Annotated in this window: 17 protein-coding genes and 1 riboswitch; of the genes, 10 read left to right on the top strand and 7 right to left on the bottom strand. The window is 36.7% G+C overall.

Annotation, left to right across the window (positions count from 1 at the left end):
- Positions 1-304 precede the first annotated feature (304 nt).
- The gene (locus tag O0955_RS17610; RefSeq protein ID WP_269428877.1) at positions 305-1756 is read left to right on the top strand and encodes an arginine deiminase family protein; all 1452 of its coding nucleotides are present in this window, start codon (positions 305-307) and stop codon (positions 1754-1756) included.
- 25 nt (positions 1757-1781) lie between these two features.
- Positions 1782-2693: a citrulline utilization hydrolase CtlX gene (gene ctlX / locus O0955_RS17605; protein ID WP_269428876.1), complete on the top strand. Its 912-nt coding sequence runs from the start codon at positions 1782-1784 to the stop codon at positions 2691-2693.
- 197 nt (positions 2694-2890) lie between these two features.
- Here the strand turns inward: ctlX and O0955_RS17600 are convergent, their stop codons facing one another.
- Entirely contained in the window at positions 2891-3124 is a 234-nt protein-coding gene (locus O0955_RS17600) for a hypothetical protein (protein WP_269428875.1), read from the bottom strand.
- 328 nt (positions 3125-3452) lie between these two features.
- On the opposite strand from O0955_RS17600, the gene O0955_RS17595 reads away from it, so the two are divergent.
- Positions 3453-4841, top strand: coding sequence for an arginine decarboxylase (locus tag O0955_RS17595; protein WP_269428874.1), 1389 nt, complete (start codon positions 3453-3455; stop codon positions 4839-4841).
- Between the two features lie 48 nt (positions 4842-4889).
- On the opposite strand, the gene O0955_RS17590 is transcribed toward O0955_RS17595, so the two are convergent.
- Genes O0955_RS17590 through O0955_RS17580 form a run of 3 tightly spaced genes read right to left on the bottom strand, consistent with a single transcriptional unit; the run spans position 4890 to position 10519 of the window.
- Positions 4890-5879 (bottom strand): TlpA disulfide reductase family protein, encoded by a 990-nt coding sequence (locus O0955_RS17590; RefSeq protein WP_269428873.1) that lies wholly within the window; start codon positions 5877-5879, stop codon positions 4890-4892.
- Positions 5880-5895: 16 nt separating this feature from the next.
- The gene (locus O0955_RS17585) at positions 5896-7323 is read right to left on the bottom strand and encodes a SusD/RagB family nutrient-binding outer membrane lipoprotein (protein WP_269428872.1); all 1428 of its coding nucleotides are present in this window, start codon (positions 7321-7323) and stop codon (positions 5896-5898) included.
- 10 nt (positions 7324-7333) lie between these two features.
- Entirely contained in the window at positions 7334-10519 is a 3186-nt protein-coding gene (locus tag O0955_RS17580) for a SusC/RagA family TonB-linked outer membrane protein (protein WP_269428871.1), read from the bottom strand.
- Between the two features lie 284 nt (positions 10520-10803).
- A riboswitch (SAM riboswitch) is annotated at positions 10804-10903 on the bottom strand.
- 219 nt (positions 10904-11122) lie between these two features.
- Here O0955_RS17580 and O0955_RS17575 point away from each other — a divergent pair.
- The gene (locus tag O0955_RS17575; protein WP_269428870.1) at positions 11123-12019 is read left to right on the top strand and encodes a DUF72 domain-containing protein; all 897 of its coding nucleotides are present in this window, start codon (positions 11123-11125) and stop codon (positions 12017-12019) included.
- A gap of 51 nt (positions 12020-12070) precedes the next feature.
- On the opposite strand, the gene O0955_RS17570 is transcribed toward O0955_RS17575, so the two are convergent.
- Positions 12071-12571 carry a DUF1579 domain-containing protein gene (locus O0955_RS17570; protein ID WP_269428869.1) on the bottom strand — a complete coding sequence of 167 codons (501 nt, stop codon included), beginning with the start codon at positions 12569-12571 and terminating at the stop codon, positions 12071-12073.
- A gap of 81 nt (positions 12572-12652) precedes the next feature.
- On the opposite strand from O0955_RS17570, the gene O0955_RS17565 reads away from it, so the two are divergent.
- The 6 genes from O0955_RS17565 to O0955_RS17540 all read left to right on the top strand — a co-directional run bounded on the left by O0955_RS17565 (position 12653) and on the right by O0955_RS17540 (position 20161).
- On the top strand, positions 12653-13366 hold the full coding sequence (locus tag O0955_RS17565) for a 3'-5' exonuclease (protein ID WP_269428868.1): 714 nt from the start codon (positions 12653-12655) through the stop codon (positions 13364-13366).
- A complete protein-coding gene (locus O0955_RS17560; protein ID WP_269428867.1) occupies positions 13366-15069 on the top strand; it encodes an ABC transporter ATP-binding protein in 1704 nt (567 codons plus the stop codon). The genes O0955_RS17565 and O0955_RS17560 overlap by 1 nt, the downstream gene beginning before the upstream one ends.
- Positions 15070-15186: 117 nt before the next feature.
- Positions 15187-17319: a ribonuclease R gene (gene rnr, locus O0955_RS17555; RefSeq protein WP_269428866.1), complete on the top strand. Its 2133-nt coding sequence runs from the start codon at positions 15187-15189 to the stop codon at positions 17317-17319.
- Positions 17320-17536: 217 nt separating this feature from the next.
- On the top strand, positions 17537-18511 hold the full coding sequence (locus O0955_RS17550) for a polyprenyl synthetase family protein (protein ID WP_269428865.1): 975 nt from the start codon (positions 17537-17539) through the stop codon (positions 18509-18511).
- A 149-nt stretch (positions 18512-18660) separates the two neighbouring features.
- Positions 18661-19440: a hypothetical protein gene (locus O0955_RS17545; RefSeq protein ID WP_269428864.1), complete on the top strand. Its 780-nt coding sequence runs from the start codon at positions 18661-18663 to the stop codon at positions 19438-19440.
- A 1-nt stretch (position 19441) separates the two neighbouring features.
- Entirely contained in the window at positions 19442-20161 is a 720-nt protein-coding gene (locus O0955_RS17540; RefSeq protein ID WP_269428863.1) for a hypothetical protein, read from the top strand.
- A 402-nt stretch (positions 20162-20563) separates the two neighbouring features.
- Here O0955_RS17540 and rpmA read toward each other — a convergent pair whose 3' ends face one another.
- Positions 20564-20968, bottom strand: a complete 405-nt coding sequence (gene rpmA, locus O0955_RS17535) for a 50S ribosomal protein L27 (protein ID WP_269428862.1) — start codon at positions 20966-20968, stop codon at positions 20564-20566.
- Positions 20969-21023: 55 nt separating this feature from the next.
- The gene (gene rplU / locus O0955_RS17530) at positions 21024-21335 is read right to left on the bottom strand and encodes a 50S ribosomal protein L21 (protein ID WP_039476071.1); all 312 of its coding nucleotides are present in this window, start codon (positions 21333-21335) and stop codon (positions 21024-21026) included.
- Positions 21336-21593 lie beyond the last annotated feature (258 nt).

Raw genomic sequence — 21593 nt, 5'->3', positions numbered from 1 at the left:
GCCAAAAATAATGAAAAAAGGTGGAAGCAGGAAAGCCTAAAATGGAAAGGTTTTAGGGTCAGTCTGTCAATTTTAACCAAGTATTGGAAAGCTGCCTTTGTGCTTAACAGTTCCCGTAGCCCTTCTTTCCGCTATAGTCCCTAATTCTGATGAAGAATTGGAACGGGAGCTGCCGCTTCTAAAAGGTTTATGTGCTCAGCGCTGTGCAATAAACAAAATTCCTTACATTAAGCTGTTCTCAAATCTTCGATATCAATTCTCATATCTGAATTTTTCTGATAGATTTGTAACAACTAATTTATTTATGAGCGAGCAGAATCAAAATTTTAAAGTAGGTGTTAACACAGAAATCGGCAGGTTACGCAAATTATTAGTCCACAGCCCCGATAGTGGTTTAGGCAAGGTAGTCCCATCAAAAGCGCAAGACTGGCTTTTTGAAGATATTGTACACCTGGATACCATTCGTAAAGATGAATATGATTACTACATCAAATTACTGATGTATTTTCTGGACCCCGAAAAAATTAAAGGAAAGCTGGTTCAAATTGATTCTGAAGAAGCTAACAGGAGTTTTTATAAGCCCAATCACCCTGATTTCCACAATTCTGATGCTGTAATTGAGGTTCAAAATCTTTTGAGCCAGGTGCTGGAAAATGAATCTATCCGGAAAAAATTAGTTGCGGCAGTATCTGCTATTGAAGGTTGCACGTATAAATTACAAATGCAGCTTACAGCAACACCGCCGCAGGAACTGGCCGAAATTTTTATTTCAGGAACATTGGCTGATGATACCATGATTTTTGCGCCAATTCCTAATTTAATCTTTACCAGAGATGTTGGAACGACGATAAACAATCATATTTTACTGAATAAACCTGCAAAAAAAGCACGCGTTCGTGAAACGCTTTTAATGCGTTATATCTTTTTTAACCACCCTATTTTTGAATCTTACCGTAATAATGTGCTGGAAATCCCTGATCCGACACAACACTTTTTAAGACCGGGTGATGAACCAGAGTTCCGCACCACTTTAGAAGGCGGTGATGTGATGATGGTGAGTCCAAACCATGTTTTAATTGGTTGCAGTGAAAGAACATCCGAAGAAGGTGCCAACGAAGCAATTAAATTATTATTTGATAATGACGTGGTAGAAAAGGTAACCGTGGTTAAAATTCCGAGTAAACGCGATTATATGCATTTAGATACCGTTTTTACACAAGTTAAACGGAATACCTGGGTAATTTTAAATTCGATTGCGCATTCTCCAAAATATAATCCGCATGAGCCGATTAACTTTTTAAAAGAACCTGAACGCCTTGAAGCGACTACAGCTATACAGTTTAGCAAAAAAAATCCTGGCGAACCAAAACATTTTGAACATGTGGAAGCTTTATTAAACGACATCAGTCAGAATGATTTAAAAAGTAAAGAACCTACTAAAATTATTTACAGCGGCAACAATCAGTTTCCTTACGACTCGAGAGAGCAATGGACAGATTCATGCAATCTTTTAGCGATAAAAGAAGGTGTTGTATTGGGTTACGATCGTAATGATAAAACAGTTGAAGCATTTAAGGCAAGTGGATTTAATGTGGTTAATGTTAAAGATTTAATCCAGGATTTAGAAAGTGGTAAGGTTGATGCAAATACCATTACGGATACTTTAATTTTAATGCCATCGGCAGAATTATCAAGAGCCAGAGGTGGTTTCCATTGTATGAGTTTACCTATTTTAAGAGATAATTTAGAAAATTAGTCTGATAAGCTACTAAACCAAAAACATGCAAAGTACCAATCATATATTAATGATCCGCCCTGTTGATTTTAAGTTCAATGAGCAAACAGCAGGAAACAATAAATTTCAGGAAGCAACCGCACAGGAAAACGTACAGGCCGAGGCATTAAAAGAATTTGATGGCTTTGTAGAATTACTCCGAAAAAATGAGGTTGATGTTACGGTGGTTAACGACACTTTAGAGCCTGAAAAACCGGATTCTATTTTTCCAAATAATTGGGTTTCTTTTCATGAGGATGGGTCGGTTTATCTATATCCGATGTTTTCCGAAAACCGCAGACTGGAAAGAAGAAAAGAAATACTGGAGCAGTTAAAAGCTAAGTTTGAAGTTAATCACGTTAGCGATTTAAGTTTTTACGAACAACAGCATCTTTTTTTAGAAGGTACCGGAAGCATGGTATTAGACCGGCCAAATAAAATTGCCTATGCCTGTTTAAGTGTGCGTACGGATGAAGAAGTGCTTAATAATTTCTGCATGTTAACAGGTTACCAGCCTGTAGCTTTTCAGGCGGTAGATGCGGAGCGTTTTCCAATTTATCATACCAATGTGATGATGTGTGTAGCTGACGATTTTGCCGTAGTTTGTTTAGAATCTATTCCGGATGTACAGGAAAAAGAAAAAGTTGCAATGCGCCTGATCGACAGTGGTAAAAAAATTATAGAAATCAGTTTGGAGCAAATGAACCACTTTGCGGGTAATATGTTGCAGGTTAAAAACAATAAGGGCGAAAACCTTTTGGTGATGTCTGAGCAGGCATACCTAGCTTTAAATCCAACACAAATCACTCATTTAGAGCAATATAACCAGATTATTTATGCTCCATTGTATACCATTGAAAAGAATGGTGGCGGCAGTGCAAGATGCATGCTTGCAGAAGTACATTTGCCAGCACTTTAACAAGACGAATTTATATGGAATTTGCTGTTAAAATTTAAATAGCAGCACCAAAAACTGCCTAATAAACCTGATGGCAGTGAACACGATTTCCAGTTTTCATCGGAAAAGTAAAACGGACAGCAGAAACAAATTAATAGGTTAATTAAGGGTTTTACTTTCCTAATTAAATACGGCTATTACTCCAATTGAAGTTGCGATTACCAAACTGGCGGTGCATAAAAATTTTGTAAACGTTCACAATTGAACCCTAGTCTGGAAAATAAAGAAACGGTATCGTCACTTTTATCAACAAAAGATTCTACTCTTAAAATTTTATCACAATCTGATAAATCGATACTCCAGGTAGCGCCATCGAGTAAATTGTTTAGATGGTTGGCAATTTTTCCTAGCTCTGCATCTGATTGAATATTGGTTTTAAAGATCGAGATCATAATAACAGCTTTTTATAGTTTGCTAATAATTTTGTTTGGGTTTATTTAATGAAGACGGATGAACTTCAGTATTACTTTAAAAAAATATTTTTTTTATTTCAGCTATATATTATTATTTCTTTCGCCTTCAAATTCCCTAAAGTTTTGCTATAACAAGTGTTTATTTCTTCTTAATCAAACTCCCTAATAATCTGAGTTTTACCCTTTGCCAATCTGCATTGTAAATTTGCAGGTAAATTAAACGTTTCTCCTGCGTAAAAATATTTCCAATAACGTTCAATTCTCAATTTAAAATTACATTTTTGCAAAAATTATTTTAAAACCATAAATGCAGAGTTACTCAGAATTTCTTGATCTAAGTGTTGGTTTTCCGCAAGAAGGCTTTGACGTTATAGACGATGAATTATATTTTCAGGATTTAAACCTGATGGAAATGATTGAAACTTACGGTACTCCCCTACGTTTCACCTACTTGCCTTTGGTGAGTAAGAAAATACAACAGGCAAAAATCCTTTTCCAGACTGCTATTTTAAAGAACAATTACCGTGGCGATTATAAATATTGCTACTGTACCAAAAGTTCGCACTTCAGGCACATTGTAGAAGAAGCCCTGAAGAACAATATTCACTTAGAAACTTCTTCAGCTTTTGATATGCCAATGGTTGATGCCCTGGAGAAAAAAGGACATTTAACTAAGGATACCACCATTATTTGTAATGGTTTTAAAACCTATCAGTACAAGCAGTATATTATTGATATGTTGCATGACGGGTATAAAAACATCATTCCGGTACTGGATAATAAAGAAGAGTTTAATCTTTATGATGACGAGGTAGAAATGGATACACCATGTAATCTGGGTATTCGTATTGCGGCAGAGGAACAACCTGATTCACAATTTTATACTTCACGTTTAGGTGTTAGAATGGAAGATGTAATTGAGTTTTACAACAATAAAATCGTTACCAATCCTAATTTTAAAGTTAAATTATTACACTTTTTTATCAACTCAGGCATTACCGATTCGCCATATTACTGGAATGAGTTGGAGAAATATGTAACCTTATATTGCAAATTCAAAAAAATTAATCCTGAGCTGGATACTTTGGATATTGGTGGCGGTATGCCATTTAAAGATTCATTGGTTTTTGATTTCGATTACGAGTATATGGTAAACGAAATTGTAAAAAGGATAAAAGAAATTTGTGCCATTCATGATGTAATGGAACCAGATATTATTACTGAGTTTGGAAAATATACCGTTGCAGAAGCATCGGGCATTTTATACAAAGTATTGGGCCGTAAACAACAAAATGACCGTGAAAGGTGGTTAATGCTGGATGGTTCTTTTATTACCAACCTGCCTGATGTTTGGGCTTTAAATCAAAAATATATCCTTTTACCAGTAAACAACTGGGATGCAGAATACGAACGTGTAAACTTAGGGGGTATTACCTGCGACGGGCAGGATTATTATAACCAGGAAGCACACATGAACAGTGTGTTTATGCCTAAAACACGTAAAGTACAGTATTTAGGTTTCTTCCACACGGGTGCATATCAGGAGGTTTTAAGTGGTTATGGTGGCATTCACCATTGTTTGCTACCAAGCCCTAAACATGTATTAATTCGAAGAAACCGGGATGAAAGTTTCAACTTTGAGGTTTTTGGAGAAGAACAAAACAGTAAACAGGTATTAAAAATTCTGGGTTACTAAACTCATTAAAATAAAAAACCGGGTGAATCGACCCGGTTTTTTTATGCTTTATTTTGCGCTGAAAATTTCTTCCAGTTTCTTTTCTAAATCTGCACCGTATAAATTTCGGGCTATAATTACACCATTCGGATCTATAAGTACATTAGCCGGAATGGCCATTACTCCATATATTTTTGCTCCGGCACTGTTCCAAAACTGAAGATCAGATACTTGTGTCCAGTCCAAATGATCATCTTTTATTGCTTTTAACCAATTTTCTTTGCTTTTATCCAGTGATACACCAAATACGTCAAAGCCCTTTGATTTATATTTTTGGAAAAGCTTAACCACATTTGGATTTTCTGCACGGCAAGGCGGGCACCAGGACGCCCAAAAATCAACCAGCAGGTATTTACCAAAATGATCGGAAAGTTTAACATTTTTGCCATTTGCATCAGGTAGTTCAAAATCCAGGGCACGGTTTCCGGGTTGAACTGATTTTAAAACAGGAACCAAACCTTTTAATACCTGAACGTAGGGCGTTTTATCCAAAGTTCTATCCAGATTTGCAATGTTTTGTTCAATTTCTGCAGGCGTTAAGCGATATGACCATTCGCGGTACAAAACATAAGCCGAAACAATTGATGAAGGATTTTCTTTTATAAAATCTTCTATTTTAACCGATTTTGTTTTACGGTACTGGTTAAATAAATCCTGTGCAACAGAACCTGAAACGGTACTGCTTCTATAATATTTTACCGAATCGAGATTAACGGTTGTAGCTTTATTATCTAAGAAAACATATAAAGGATTTTTGTTTTGATCAAACGTTAATCCATATAATTCAGGAAGTTCTACAGCGGTGGCAAAGCTAAATTTACCGTTATTAATTTGCGAAGAATCAATTGTGGTAAACATTTTATTGCTGAATTTCTGCAAATACACTTTTCCGGTTTCTGCATGTGCAACGATTCCAGTCAGATTTAATTTAGTTTGAGCTGAAACACTGCTAAGACCTCCAAGGCCGATAGCAGCAATTAATTTTAGGGATAATTTCATTGTTTCAATTTTGATTTTAATTAACATCGAACCATAATTTAGTGGTTAAAAGATCAGGACCTTGTTTGGCAACCGCTTCGGTATAACTGGCTTTATTTACAGATTGCTCTCCTCCGGGATAAATAAAACGGCTCGGAATTTTACCATCCAATACACCTTCTACTGCAGGCTGTAATTGAGGGTAATCCAATCTGCGCCATTCTGCAAAAGCTTCTAATCCCTGACCAAAAAGGGCAATCCATTTTTGCTCTCCAATAGATTTACGAAAATTTGAAGCATTATATTGTACTGCCGGCTGAGCCAGATAAGCTTGGATAGATGCCCCATCAATTCCATAATATTGAAAAGACGTGGTAATGGCTTGTTGATATAAAGCAGCCGCATTTTCGGTTGAGAATCCCCTCGAAGCGGCTTCTGCCCGGTCAAATAAAGATTCCGAATAACTTAAAATAACCGCTGGGGCCGATGCTTTTGTAAAGAAGTTTCCGGGTTTAGAGGTTAAATCAAAGCGGGAGCTGCTGGTTTTGGTTACCCCATTGGGCAAGCCTGCATAAATCTCGGGCGTTGCTGTAGCCGTTTTATTTGCATAAAAAGCCAAACGCGGATCATTTAAACCTATTAATTTATCAACCAGTGTTTTCGAAACACGATAATCATCACGGGTTTCGAAGATTTTAGCAATTGGGTTTTGATTTGGAGAACTTGCATAAACAAATTGCACCGATTCTGATTCTGTACTGATTAATCCAGCTGGATCTGCCAATACTTCAGTAATTGTTTGTTTAGCCAAGTCGGGTTCACGGTCTGCAATTCTTAATGCCAAACGAAAACGAAGCGCATTGGCAAATTTACGCCAGCTGTTAATATTTCCACCAAAAACCGGATCGCCTCCAATGGCATTTCCCGAAGGGTTATAAGTGGTTAAAGCTGTTTTTAAGTCTGCAATTAAACCGATATAAACAGTACGCTGATCATCGTATTTTGGCGTAATCTTAGAAATATCCAATGCTTCTTTGTATGGTATACTTCCATAAGCATCTGTAAGTACTGAAAATATCCAGCTGCGTAAAGTTAGTCCTACTGCGGTATAATTTGGATTATTTTGCTGTTGTCCCTGCTTAATCAGCACATTTAAATCGGCTAAACTCTGCGTGTAAAAACTCTTCCAGCCACTTTCAAAGCTACCGTTGGTAAAAATATAACGGTCCTGATCCGGGTATTGAATTTTAGCCCAATATTGTATAAATAATAAACTTGCATCCATAGTATTTGCCGTACTGTAATAATTATCAGCAGCGCTTTTTATTGCATTGGCTAATAAATAATCAGATTGTGCGGTTTCTGACTCATTTGGATTTTTATTGGTATCGAGCAGGTCTTTTTTGCAGGCGCCCAGGGTTAAAACAATTAAGCTCAGGGCAATGGTATATGTTTTTTTGATCATGATCATAGAATTAAAAAGTAAGATTTAAGCTAAAGCCATAACTTCTGGTTGTTGGCAGCTGTAAAGATTCTAAACCTTGTGCATTGTCTGTTGCAAAAGCGGTTTCAGGATCGATATTTGGAACGTTTTTATGAATAATCCATAAATTTCTGCCGATTAAAGTGAAACGGGCATTGGTTAAACCAACTTTAGAAATTAAATTTTTAGGTAAGTTATAACCCAGACTAACTTCACGTAAACGAATAGCTGTAGCACTAAACACATGTGCTTCATTTACATTGGCAATGGCTTTATAATATTGTTGCGCAGATAAAACGCTGGTGTTTTTTGAACCATCGGCTCTAACCCCATCAAAAATAACCCCATCATGATAAACTGTCGCGGCACCCGGTGCTGTACTGCTGTGCGAGCTTAGCTGTACTGCCGCCAGTGTTTTGTTATTACCCGGATAATAGTAAGGTAAACCGCCGTGTTCTTCATCTCTACCCGGCAAAGTCTCGGCTAAAACGCCGGTAGTAAAACCTGTTGCATGCGTACCTGAATAAATTAAACCTCCAACTTTGGCATCAACTAAAAAGCCGAGGGTAAAGCCTTTATAACTAAAATCGTTATTAATGCTTCCAATCCATTTTGGAGTATAAACACCTAACACATGTTTGGTTGGATCTACCTGCGCATAACCGCTTGAATTTACCAGGATATCACCATTTGCATTTCGCAGGTAAGTAGTTCCAAATAATGTTCCGTAAGGCTGACCAACTGAGGCCAGAACCTGTACACCACCTGAACCTAAAATTACATTCTGGAAATTACCTTCCGGATCCAGTTCTACTACTTTGCTTCTGTTGAGCGAATAATTAACATTTACATCCCACTGTAAGCCACCAGTTTGTTTTACTGGAGTAAGCCCTAATTGTACCTCTACCCCTTTGTTATTAATGCGGCCGGCGTTGATAAGCTTTTGACTAAATCCGGTTCCGGAACTTACATCGGCATTAAAAATCTGGTTGAAACTGTTGGTGTTATAGGCACTCACATCCAGGCGGATTCTACTTTTTAAAAAAGCCAGTTCAAATCCTATTTCGCTCGAATTGGTGTATTCAGGTTTTAAATCCGGATTTAGATAGCGGTCGGTAAGGCTTAATAAAGGATAACTGCCAAAAACAGGGTTGAATGAATAGGTATTAAGTAATTGATAAGGGTCGGTATCTTTACCAACTCTGGACCAACCTCCACGAAGCTTTGCAAAGGTAAGTACATCACTTTTCCAGTCAAATGCCTCGCTCAAAATAAGGCTTCCATTTACTGATGGGTAGAAATATGAATTATTTTTTGCGGGTAAGGTAGATGACCAGTCATTTCTGGCCGTAACATTTAAATAGGCATAATCTCTAAAACCCAGTTGTGCGGAAGAAAACACACTATAAACCTTTAGTTTGCCAAAGGAGTTTGAAGATATTAACGGGTCACGCGAATTTTTTAAAGTATAAATTCCGGCTACTGCCAAATTCTGAGCAGTTTGATTATTTTCTTCGTTAAACTTAGAACGTAAATTTCCTCCGGCTAAAACATCGAGATTGAAATCTTTATTTAAGTGTTTGTTAAAACTTAAACTCGCTTCCGTATTGTTCTCGTTAACCGTATATCCTACTTCCTGATAAGAGCCCAGAGGTGTACCATTAGTACCATAAGCTACCTTTAATTTACGTCTGTCATTGTAATAGTCATTTCCGGTATGAAAATTTGCTTTTAAAGTGCTGTTGATTTGATACGTTAAGCCCACTGTACCAATTAAACGGTCGCGGCGTTGTGCAACCGTATTCTCGTAGGCAATGAAATAAGGATTGCTATAATAACTGTTATTCCAGTTGAAGGGTTGCCCATCGGCACCAATATAATTTTTAAGTGCACCTACATCTACCTGACGGCCAAACCATAAAAACTGCAACATGGTACTGGTTGAACGTTTCCCTCCGGCACCCGGTAAATTATCAGAAGAAGTGCGTACATAATTTGCGCTTAAATCAAGCTTCAATTTTGGCAGCAAGTCAAAACTGGTATTTAATCCAAAACTGTTTTTGTTCAGCTCGGAATTAGGAATTACTCCTTTTTGGGCACTATTGTTATACGAGAAGCGGTAATTGTAAGCATCGCCTCCACCCGTAAATGATACACCGTTGTTTAAAGTATGACCGGTTTCAAAAAAATCACGTACGTTATTTGGATGTGGAACAAATGGAACGGCTACACCATTTGAATTGAACTGTGGAATTAAACGTCCGTCCATTTTAGGGCCCCAGCTTTCATCAACACCATCATTTACCCCTTTATCTTTACCGTTAACATAGCTAAACTCTCCGTTTGATCCCTGCCCAAAGACATCCTGATATTCAGGAAGAACCAACAAATCTTCAAACGTTGTACTTGAGTTTATAGAAATACTGCTTGCCTTACCTCTTTTCCCTGATTTTGTTTTGATGATAATAACCCCATTGGCAGCTCTTGAACCATATAAAGCCGCGGCATTTGGGCCTTTTAAAACGCTGATGGTTTCTATATCTTCCGAGTTAATGTCTGAAATGGCATTGGCAAAATCCCTTGAACCACCGGCGCCCAACTGAGAGTTATCCACGGGAACCCCATCTACCACAAATAAAGGTTGATTATTGCCTGATATTGAAGTTTCGCCACGGATAACAATGCGGGATGACCCCATGTTACCCTGACTATTGGTAATGTTTACACCGGCTACTTTTCCAGCCAGTGCATTAACCAGGTTACTTTCTTTCGCTTCGGCTAAATCTGATCCCTTAACTTCCTGAATGGCATAACCTAAAGATTTTTTCTCTTTGTTAATTCCTAAAGCCGTGATTACAACTTCCTGAAGATTATTTTTAGCCTGCTCTAAAGCAATCTGAATTTTACCGGCATTATTTATTTTAAAAGTTTGAGTTTGATAGCCAATATAACTGATGCTAAGTACATCACCACTGGCTGCCTGAATACTAAACTGACCGTTTGTATCTGTAATGGCACCTGTATTTTTACCTTCAACCCGAATACTAACACCCGGTATCGGCAATCCATCGGCCTTATCTGTTACCGAACCCGATAATTTACCTTGCCCCCGGGCAGAGAGACTAAAAATTGTAAATAGCCAGAAAAGGCCGAAAAGTAGAAGTCTGTTTTGAAACATTTGCGTGTGTGTTTTAATAATTTTTGAAACAATAGAATCCCTGCCCGTAAAAAACAGGTCATCTTTAAATATGAAATTTGGATAAGAAAACTGTAGGCTAGCTACAGCAACAGCACATGATTAAATCGTACTGATTGAAAGTTGAGTCATTAACAAATGACTTTGGGAGAACTCGGATACTTAAGGATAACTTCTTCATAAAAAATAAATAATCAATTAAAATCTGGCTCAATTGATACTTATGTAAATCAGATCATCCTTTAGAATAATTTGTGAAAACAAATTTATTATCTTTCTTCTTTGCAGAAGCAGGATTTAGCACCTACCATTTCTGGGGTTGCTAAGACTTCACAGGGCCTTTCCCTCCGTCTTTCTGGATAAATATCTAAAGAACTACCAATTTTTGGTTTGGCAAATGTAGATAATATCTACCTTTTTAATAGAATTTATTTTAAAATAAATCAATCCTTACATTAAAGTGATGAAATAAAGGTTTAAAATCCCGCTGAGCCGACTTAATGATATTTTATATTTTTAATCGGGTAAATTAGAATAAAGCCTTTTATATTTGAATATATTTCCAATACCTAAAAACTCAGCCACATGAAATTCGGTCAAGTAGAAGATCCTTCCATAATAGATTTTAAACTTCCTGCAGATGCTCCTGAAACATCAGCCATTTTAAAAGCAAATAAATCAAAACAGTCTTTTGAGGCTTATGTTGGCTGCGCTAAATGGAATAAAACGGATTTGAAAGGCTTTTATCCAAAGGGAACAAAAGATGAATTATCTTATTATTCTACCCAATTTAATTCAATTGAACTTAATGCTACTTTCTACGGCATGCCTTCAAGAGAACAAGTAACAACCTGGAAAGAAAAAACACCTGATGGATTTAAATTCTTCCCTAAACTAACCAACACAATCAGTCATTTTAAAAGATTGATTAACGTTAAAGAGCCTGTTGAGCAGTTTTGCGATGCAGTAAGCAATTTCGAGGAGAAATTTGGAATGGCCTTTTTGCAGTTACATGATAATTTTAAACCAAAGGATTTTAGCCGTTTAAAAACTGTTATAGAAGAATTTCCAAAAGTAATTCCTTTAGCTGTTGAAGTCAGAAATGAAGAATGGTTTTCAAACCCTGCCATTGCCAGTGAGTTTGCCCGGCTATTCCAGGATCATGGAGTAGCAAATATTATTGTTGATACTGCCGGAAGAAGAGATATGATGCACATGAGATTAACCTCTCCTACTGCTTTTGTTCGTTTTGTAGGGGCTAATGTAGACGACATTGATAAAAAACGTTTAGACAGCTGGATTGACAGAATTGTAGAATGGAAAAAAGAAGGCTTGCAAAATTTATACTTCTTTGTGCATCAAAATGTTGAACTTTCTTCACCCTTATTTTCTGCTTATTTCACTCAAAAACTAAATGATGCTATTGGAACAGATTTAAAAATTCCTGTAATGGCCAATCAAAGTCAGCCGAATTTATTTTAATTAGATGTCCTGAATATTCTTTCAGTAAAATATTCAGGACAAGACTATTTATTAACCAGCTCTTTTATAAACCGTTTCAGTTGCTTTAGCTTCTTCCCCTTCCGGCGAAACATTGTACGCAGTCAATATAATTTCATCTCCGTTGATGATTTCCAGCGTTGTTCTCCAGCCCCAAAGCTGCTCTCCATATTCTGGGCTGCCATATTCTCCAAAAATCGAAAAACCATTAGCTGTAGCTTTACCACTCGAAAGCATAATTTGTGTACCCATATGAAAGCTGTCTACCCAGCTTGCGGTAAAACGTTGATAAGGAATATCAAAACCAATTATCATTTTGCCCTCAAAGGGTTTACCCTCTAAACTTCCCTGATAATCGTAAGAAATAAATCGGCTGCCTAAAATCACCGTAATTTTAGCCTGCATCGGAGATTCATCTGCCAATACATCTTTTTCAAACCAGGTTTTTGTTGTCCCATGCCACTCACCAGCTAAATCCATCAGCTGTTTGTGCGAACCATTTTCTAAAGATTGTTCAAATTTGCTTGTTGCCATATCCAAACCTAAAAAAATATTCTCACAAATTAGCAGCTTTAAGGCCACCTCATTATTAGATTCTTATTGCTATATTGTTTTATGTTAAAAACGCTCGATCTTAATCAGGTAATGGTCATCGATATCGAAACCGTTCCGCAGTACCAGTCATTTAAAGAACTGCCCGAACATTTCCAGGATTTATGGGAGCAGAAAACCCATTTTCAACGAAAACCAGAACAAAGTGCAGAAGAATTTTATGAACGTGCAGGCATTTTAGCCGAGTTCGGGAAGATTATCTGCATCAGTTTAGGCATATTTAGTCTGCAAAATAAAGTACAATCGCTCCGTATTAAGTCTTTCTCTGGGCACAATGAATCTGAAATTTTGAATCAGTTCGCTGCCCTGCTGGAAAAACAAATTCCCACCCTGGTTTTATGTGCGCATAACGGAAAAGAATTTGATTATCCGTATTTGTGCAGGAGAATGATTGTTAATGGTATTGAAATTCCTAAAATATTACAAATTGCCGGTAAAAAACCATGGGAAGTAAATCATCTGGATACCATGGAACTTTGGAAATTCGGAGATCATAAACATTATACCTCTTTAAACCTCCTAGCAACTATTTTAAATATTCAAACGCCTAAAGATGATATTGACGGAAATATGGTGAGAACCGTTTATTACGAAGAACAAAATTTGGGGCGTATTGTAACCTATTGTCAAAAAGATGTGATTACTACGGCTCAGATCCTGCTAAAATTTAAAGGGATGAAAATAATTTCATCAGAAAACATTACAATTGTATCCTGATGTTAAATGTAGAAAACTTAAGTATCGATTTTTTTAATCAGGAAGAAAAAACCTGGTTCAAAGCTGTAAAACAAATTAACTTTAACGTAAAAAAAGGAACCGTTTTAGGCATTGTCGGCGAATCCGGTTCGGGCAAGTCTGTAACTTCATTTTCCATTATGCGTTTGCATGATGAACGTTCGGCCAAAATTACCGGCGATATCAGTTTTGAACAAATCAGTCTGCTTAATTTAAGTTCAAACGAGATCAGGCAATATCGTGGAAATCAGATTTCAATGATTTTTCAGGAACCCATGACCTCCTTAAATCCGGTTTTTACTTGCGGTTATCAGGTAGCCGAAGCAATTATTCTGCATCAAAAAGTAGATAAAGCCGAGGCCAAAAAACAAACCATTGCTTTATTTAATGAAGTACAATTACCAAGGCCAGAAAAAATATTCGACAGTTATCCACATCAAATTTCGGGTGGACAAAAGCAAAGAGTAATGATTGCAATGGCTTTAAGCTGTAATCCCAAATTGCTGATTGCCGATGAGCCCACAACTGCCTTAGATGTAACGGTTCAGAAAACTATTTTGCAGCTACTCCTTAAATTAAAGGAAGAGCGTAATATGGCTATGATTTTTATTTCGCATGATTTAGGCGTTGTAAATGAAATTGCTGACGAGGTTGCGGTGATGTACAAAGGAGAAATTGTGGAACAAGGCCCTGCCAAATCCATTTTCAGTAATCCACAACATCTTTATACCAAAGGTTTATTAGCTTGCCGGCCCTCACCGGCCTTGCAATTAAAGAAACTTCCAGTGGTTGCCGATTTTTTAACAGGCAAAATAGATGATGCTTCCGCACACCTGCAGGCTTCAAATCAATTAACGAATGCCGAAATTACGTTGAGAAGAGAACAGCTTTATGCTGCGCAGCCCTTATTAAAAGTTGAAAATTTATGTACCTGGTATCCAATCAATAGTGGTTTATTCAGTAAAAAAGTTGATTACGTTAAAGCGGTAGATCAGATTAATTTTGAGGTTTTTCCGGGCGAAACGTTAGGTTTGGTAGGCGAATCCGGTTGTGGCAAAACCACGCTTGGCCGTACCATTCTTCAATTAATTAAGCCAACATCCGGAAAAGTAATTTTTAACGGCCAGGACATTACCGCCATTAGTAAAGCCGAACTTAGAAAACTTAGAAAAGACATTCAGATCATTTTCCAGGATCCTTATGCCTCTCTCAACCCTAAATTAAGTGTGGGTCAGTCTATTTTAGAGCCTTTACAAGTACACAAACTGTACAATAACGAAGCCGAACGAAAACAAAGGGTTTTAGAGTTGATGACCAAAGTTGGTTTAAAGGAAGAGCATTTTAACCGTTATCCGCACGAGTTTAGCGGTGGACAAAGGCAGCGGATTGTAATTGCCCGTGCTTTAGCGCTGGAGCCTAAGTTCATTATTTGTGACGAGTCGGTTTCAGCCCTTGATGTTTCTGTACAGGCACAGGTTTTAAATTTAATTAAAGACCTTCAACGGGAGTTTGGATTAACCTATATTTTCATATCTCATGATTTAGCTGTGGTAAAACATATTTCTGACCGAATTTTGGTTATGAATAAGGGCAAAATTGAAGAGGAAGGTTTCCCTGAACAAATTTTCTATTCGCCAAAGGCAGCCTATACCAAAAAATTGATTGAGGCCATTCCGGGACAATAATTTTCAAAGAACGGTGCTTTCGAAATCCATTTCAAACATCATCTGTTTTACATATTAACTCCCATTTTACCCGCTTTTTCTATCTTTTCTGTATATTCGGTAAATTCAGTTTAGCGTATGGCAAAGAAAAAATCGGCAAATATAAAATTGGTTCTCAATCAGTTAATTAGTGATGTTTTTGAGAAAAATGGAAATCAACTGCTCAATTACAAACAAGTTTCGGCCAAATTAAACCTTACAGATCAGGAATCGAGAGAAACTATCTTAGAAATATTAAAAGAAGGTAAAGGAAACGGCAGCTTTTTAGAACCCGAAAAAGGAAAATATAAACTTAAAGAGCTTCAGAATTTTATTGTTGGTAAAGTAGATATGACCGCGGATGGGTCGGCTTATATTGTGCCTGATGATGAATTTGAGAAAGATGTTTTTGTAGCACCAAGAAAACTAAAAAATGCATTACACGGCGATACCGTTAAAGTATATGTCTTTGCCAAAAAGAATGGCCGCAAAAATGATGGTGAAGTTATTGAAATCATCAAAAGAGCCAAATCAGATTTTACAGGGGTTATAAAAATTTCAGATCGTTTTGCCTTTGTTATTGCCGATGATAAAAAGATGATGCATGATATTTTTGTGCCTCTTGCGGATATTTTGGGTGCAAAAAATGGTCAGCGGGTGTTGGTTTCTTTAACCGATTGGCCCGAAGGCGCTAAAAATCCAATCGGTGTGGTAAAACACGTACTTGGAGATCAGGGCGAAAACAATACAGAAATGAATGCCATACTTGCACAATATGGTTTTCCGCTTTCCTTCCCCCCATCTGTAGAAAAAGAAGCAAATGCAATTCCTGAAGAAATTGCAGCAGATGAAATTGCAAAGAGAAAAGATTTTAGAAAAATATTGACTTTCACCATCGACCCTGCAGATGCAAAGGATTTTGATGACGCCATTTCTTATCAAAAACTACCAAATGGAAACCACGAAATTGGAGTGCATATAGCAGATGTTTCACATTATGTAATTCAGGGAACCGAATTAGATAAGGAAGCTTACAGCAGGGCAACTTCTGTTTACCTGGTCGACCGCGTAATCCCTATGCTACCAGAACGATTGAGCAATGGAGTTTGTTCTTTACGTCCTCACGAAGATAAATTGTGTTTTGCTGCAGTGTTTGAGCTGGATGAACAAGCTAATATTCAGTCTGAGTGGTATGGTAAAACGGTTATTCACTCCGACAGGAGATTTAGTTACGAAGAAGCGCAGGAAGTTATTGAAAGCAAAACCGGAGATTATGCTGCCGAAATTCAAAAACTAAATGAACTGGCCTACATTTTACGCGATCGTAAGTTTAAAAATGGAGCGATTAGTTTCGAAAGTGCTGAAGTTAAGTTTAAACTTGATGAAGCCGGAAAACCGATTGGAGTGTATGTGAAAGAGCGGAAAGATGCCCATAAGCTGATTGAAGATTATATGTTGCTGGCCAACCGGAAAGTAGCTGAGTTTATTGCAAAAAAAGTTAAAGGAAAAGATAAATTAACATTTGTGTATCGTGTCCACGACTCTCCAAATATGGAAACTCTGAATACTTTTGCACAGTTTGCATCGCGATTTGGCTATAAAATCAATACGAAATCAGATAAGGAAATTGCAAAATCTTTAAACTACTTAATGACCGATGTTGAGGGTAAAAAAGAGCAAAATATTTTAACTTCGCTAGCAATCAGATCAATGGCTAAAGCCATTTATTCGACTAAAAAAACAAGTCATTACGGTTTAGCTTTCGATTACTACACACATTTCACTTCACCTATCCGGCGTTACCCTGATGTAATGGTGCACCGTTTATTGCAAAATTACCTGGAGAATGGAAAGTCGGCAGATGCTGAATTCTACGAAGTAGCCAGTGTACATTCTTCTGCGATGGAGAAAAGAGCGGCCGAAGCGGAAAGAGCTTCTATTAAATACAAACAGGCTGAGTATCTGGAAAATAATATAGGTACAGCGTATAAAGGCATCATTTCAGGAGTTACTGAATGGGGTATGTATGTCGAAATTGAAGAAAATAAATGTGAAGGCATGATTCGTTTACGGGATATTTCTGATGATTTTTATGTGCTTGACGAAAAAAATTATTGTATTGTGGGTCAGCGCAAGAAGAAAAAGTATCAGCTCGGTGATGAAGTCATGATTCGTGTTAAAAAAGTTGATCTTTCTAAACGCCAAATCGATTTTACTTTAATTCCTGAATAAAAACACCTTTGTTTTATATATTTTCCTTTTAATATCTTTGCCTGCTTTCCTGTAACAGAAAGCAGGCAAAGGTCAGTTTAAACTGATGATGTTAAAATGACTAAAAGTATCAGTTATAATCCCCAATTTTGGCGGAAGGATTAAACCTGTAAAAGGTATCGCTAAAGAAGAAAAGCGATCAAAATTTTAGAATAAGGCCGCAGGCTAAAAAGTAAAAATGCAAACTACAGAACAATTACAAAATATACTGGATCAAGCCATCCAAAATCTTACCTTTCCTGATCAGCCTAAACACCTTTACGAACCTATAAAATACATTATTAATCTTGGGGGCAAACGCGTACGGCCCCTACTCGTTTTATTGTCTACAGAACTTTTTGGTACCGACGCAAAAGAGGCTATCCACGCCGCCATGGCCATTGAAGTGTTTCATAACTTCACACTGGTACACGATGACATTATGGATAATGCTCCATTACGCAGAGGAAAAGCCACTGTACATGAAAAATGGAGTACCAACACCGCCATTTTAAGCGGTGATGTGATGATGGTTGAAGCCAACAAAAATCTGGCAAAAGTAAATCCTATCTTTTTAAAGGATGTGCTCGACACTTTTAATACAACTGCACAAGGTGTTTGCGAAGGTCAGCAACTGGATATGGAGTTTGAACAACGTGATGATGTGAGCATTGAAGAATACATTAACATGATCAGGTTAAAAACTGCTGTTTTATTAGGTGGAGCTCTAAAATTAGGTGCCATTATAGGTAAGGCAAGCGAAAAAGATGCCGATCTGATTTACCAGTTCGGAGAAAATATCGGTATTGCATTCCAGTTACACGATGATATTTTAGATGTGTATGCAGATCCTGACAAATTTGGAAAACAGGTGGGTGGAGATATCATTGCCAATAAAAAAACCTTTCTTTTACTAAAGGCCTTCGAGCAGGCCAAGGATGAAAACCTGGAGGCCCTGGAAAACTGGACCAGTTATAAAAAATTTGATGTTCGCGAAAAAGTAAATGCAGTTAAGCAGGTTTACGACACCCTGGATATTCAAAATATTGCCAAAGCCAGTATGGACGAATACTTAAATAAGGCGCTTGCCTTGTTTAAACAGATTAATGTAAGTGATGAAGCAAAATTCAATCTGCTTACCTTAACAACCCAGTTAATGGCCCGGGAATATTAAACAACCCTCTGGTTTCCATCCCATATCCGGCTGGGAACCAATTACATTCTTCTTTTCATTAATCAAACAGCGTTTTATTTAAGGCATAGCCCTAAATATTTTTTGATTATCTTCGTGCTTTTTATAATCAAATTAAACGCTACAACTTCATGAAACGCTTTCTATATACGATTTTATTAATCGCTTCTGCTTCAATCCTATTCACAAGTTGTAAAAGCACCTCCAGTAAAATGAACGCTTTTGTGCTTTCGTACAATGCCTCTGCTAAACCAAATGGAATTGTATATTCTACAAATGCCGAGGCACTTTATGATAAAAAAATCATAAAAATAAGGATTGTAACCAACTACGCCCTGGAAGATACAAAAAACGGCATCGTGGATAAATTTCTCCCAACATTATTTGTCCAGTTACTAGCGGGTGAAGACCTGGCCCGGGAATTAATCAATGAGGAGGGTGTTAATTTCGAAGTCACATTTTTTACCATCCGGTTATCCGAATTTTCATCCATCACGATTGATAAAAAGAAGCTTGCAGAACTTGAAAAAGAAGCAAAAGGTAAAATAAATGCGGATGATTTATTAAACAATACGGGCAATTCAAAAATTAAAAACATCTTGTCCATTTTAAATAAAAACCTGCCTGTAAAGGATAAAAACACAGGCTTAACCATTCTAAAAATAGATATTAATGATAAAAATGAGTTATTGTACGATATAAGTGTCCCAAACAGTATTGCAGAAAAAATTAAAGGAAAGGATGCCTCAGAGGTCCTAAAAGATGATATTTTAAGAAATGGCAATTCTAAGCAACTGTTTATGAATGTTAGAAGTCTTGGGATTACAACCTTAAAATACAAATACCGGGATGAAAAGGGGAACTATTTAAACGAGATTACTTTAACCCAGCAGGATTTTAATTTGCCATAATATGAGTGATGAAGAATATAACGAAAGACCTGTCTGGAGAAATGTACTCTCCATTTGCCTTATACTTTTTGCATTAATTAGATTTGGATTTTATTGTTCAAAAATGGACGATAGAAACCGAACCCGCAATATTTCACAGAATGTAAATGACCTGGCTATAGATCAGATTCGAAATCAGGTTACTCAGCAACGATATAATGCGGCTACAGGCATAGCAAACGGCGACATTAATGAAGTATTTTACTTTGGTTATCACTACCTGGATACCATCAGCGAATCGCAAAAACGATTTTATCATATAGTTAAGCTGGATAAAGATTCTTTAGTGAATATTGATTTCACAACTAAATTCAGGGCTTTAAAAGGTGCATATCTTCAAAATACTTATGATAATACCTTAAGATTCGCAATAAAAACACCTCAAAACCTAAGCATCTTCATTCATAGCTTAGAAACAAAAGGTACACTCGATAATAATTTCAAAACTTTAAAAGAAAACGATCACCTAAGCAACCTTCACGATGTCATTAAACTTGGTAAATCCTACAAACTTGTTTCTTATTCTATAAAAAAGAAGGAATCGACCTTTAGAGGTATTGCCTGTTTAATGGGAGATGAAGAATATAAACTATTTATAGAATTTGAAAGCAATAAACTTTCTCAGACAGAATTACAACGAAAAGCTTTGAATTACATGTCCAGTAATCTTGTAATAAAATAAAGCTCAAATAAAAAGCCGGTAGTTTTTATTCATACCGGCTTCAATTGTTAATTAAGGGAAGGGTTAAGATTTTACTAATAAATATTTGATCCAAAAATCTGATTTCTGATCGGTTGCATTTTCAGCATTGGCTCCATTCGTTTGAAATGCCATCTGCCTTAAAAGGCTTTAGCATTCGTATATTACTTTCGGTTTCCTGGGCACTTACACTAAAGCTCCGGATGAGCAGTGCAATGGAAAGAGATATTTTTACGAACTGCATTTTTATTTTGAATACACGAATGTAAAATACAAGCTTGTTAAAAAGTGTTATTTAACAGACTTTAACAATGTAAAATATTTAAAGCAAAAAAAAAGCTCCCGATTAGAACCGGGAGCTTTTGAATATATTTTTTTTACTGATTATTCTGCAGATGCAGCTTCTTCAGATGCTTCTGCTTTTTTAGCAGGTGCTTTTTTTGCTTTAGCCGGAGTAGCTTCAACTTCTTTAGCTACAACTTCTTTTTTAGCTGTTGCTTTTTTAGCTTTAGGCTCAGCAACAACTTCTTTAGCTACAGCAGGAAGAACAGAAACATAAGATTTGTTATCTTGTTTCTTTCTGAAAACTACTGTACCATCAATTAAAGCAAATAAAGTGTGGTCTTTTCCTAAACCAACATTTTTATCTGGATGGTGTTTTGTACCGCGTTGACGTACTAAAATGTTTCCAGCGATAGCTTCCTGACCACCGAAAATTTTAATACCTAAACGCTTACTATGCGATTCACGTCCGTTTTTCGAACTACCGGCTCCTTTTTTGTGTGCCATGATTTTATATTTTTTTCACTCTCCAACAAAAGAGAATGATTGGGTTAACAATTAATTATAGAGTGATGTCAGAGATCTGAATCTTAGTGAAAAACTGGCGGTGACCATTTTTCTTTTTATAACCTTTTCTACGTTTTTTGTGGAAAACGATTACTTTATCACCTTTTAAATGAGATACGATCTTAGCTGAAACTTTAGCACCTTTAACTGCAGGAGCTCCTACAGTGATTGCACCACCATTATCAACCAACAATACATTATCAAATTCAATACTAGCGCCTTCATCTCCTTGCAATCTGTGTACAAAAAGGTGCTGGTCTTTAGCAACTTTAAATTGCTGGCCTGCTATATTTACTATTGCGTACATTGTTTAAATATTTGTTTTTAATTTTTATTTAACGAGGTGCAAATATAGAACAAATACTATTAACACGCAAACAGATATTGAAAATATTTTTAGCTATGGTTTATAGTCTACGTAATTCCAACAAGCTTACAATTTAATTCTTTTAATTCATCTCTAAAATTAGTTACAGATCACCACTTTTCAGTTAAGGAGGCATCTATTTTCAAACCACATATTGAACATTCGCATTACTACTGTTTCACGGTTTAAGTGCACTTC

Origin of the sequence: Pedobacter punctiformis, from assembly GCF_027213715.1 — a bacterium.
GTDB classification, from domain to species: domain Bacteria; phylum Bacteroidota; class Bacteroidia; order Sphingobacteriales; family Sphingobacteriaceae; genus Pedobacter; species Pedobacter punctiformis.
The sequence above is the reverse complement of the archived record's forward strand: the minus strand, read 5'-3'. Positions and strand labels throughout refer to the sequence as shown.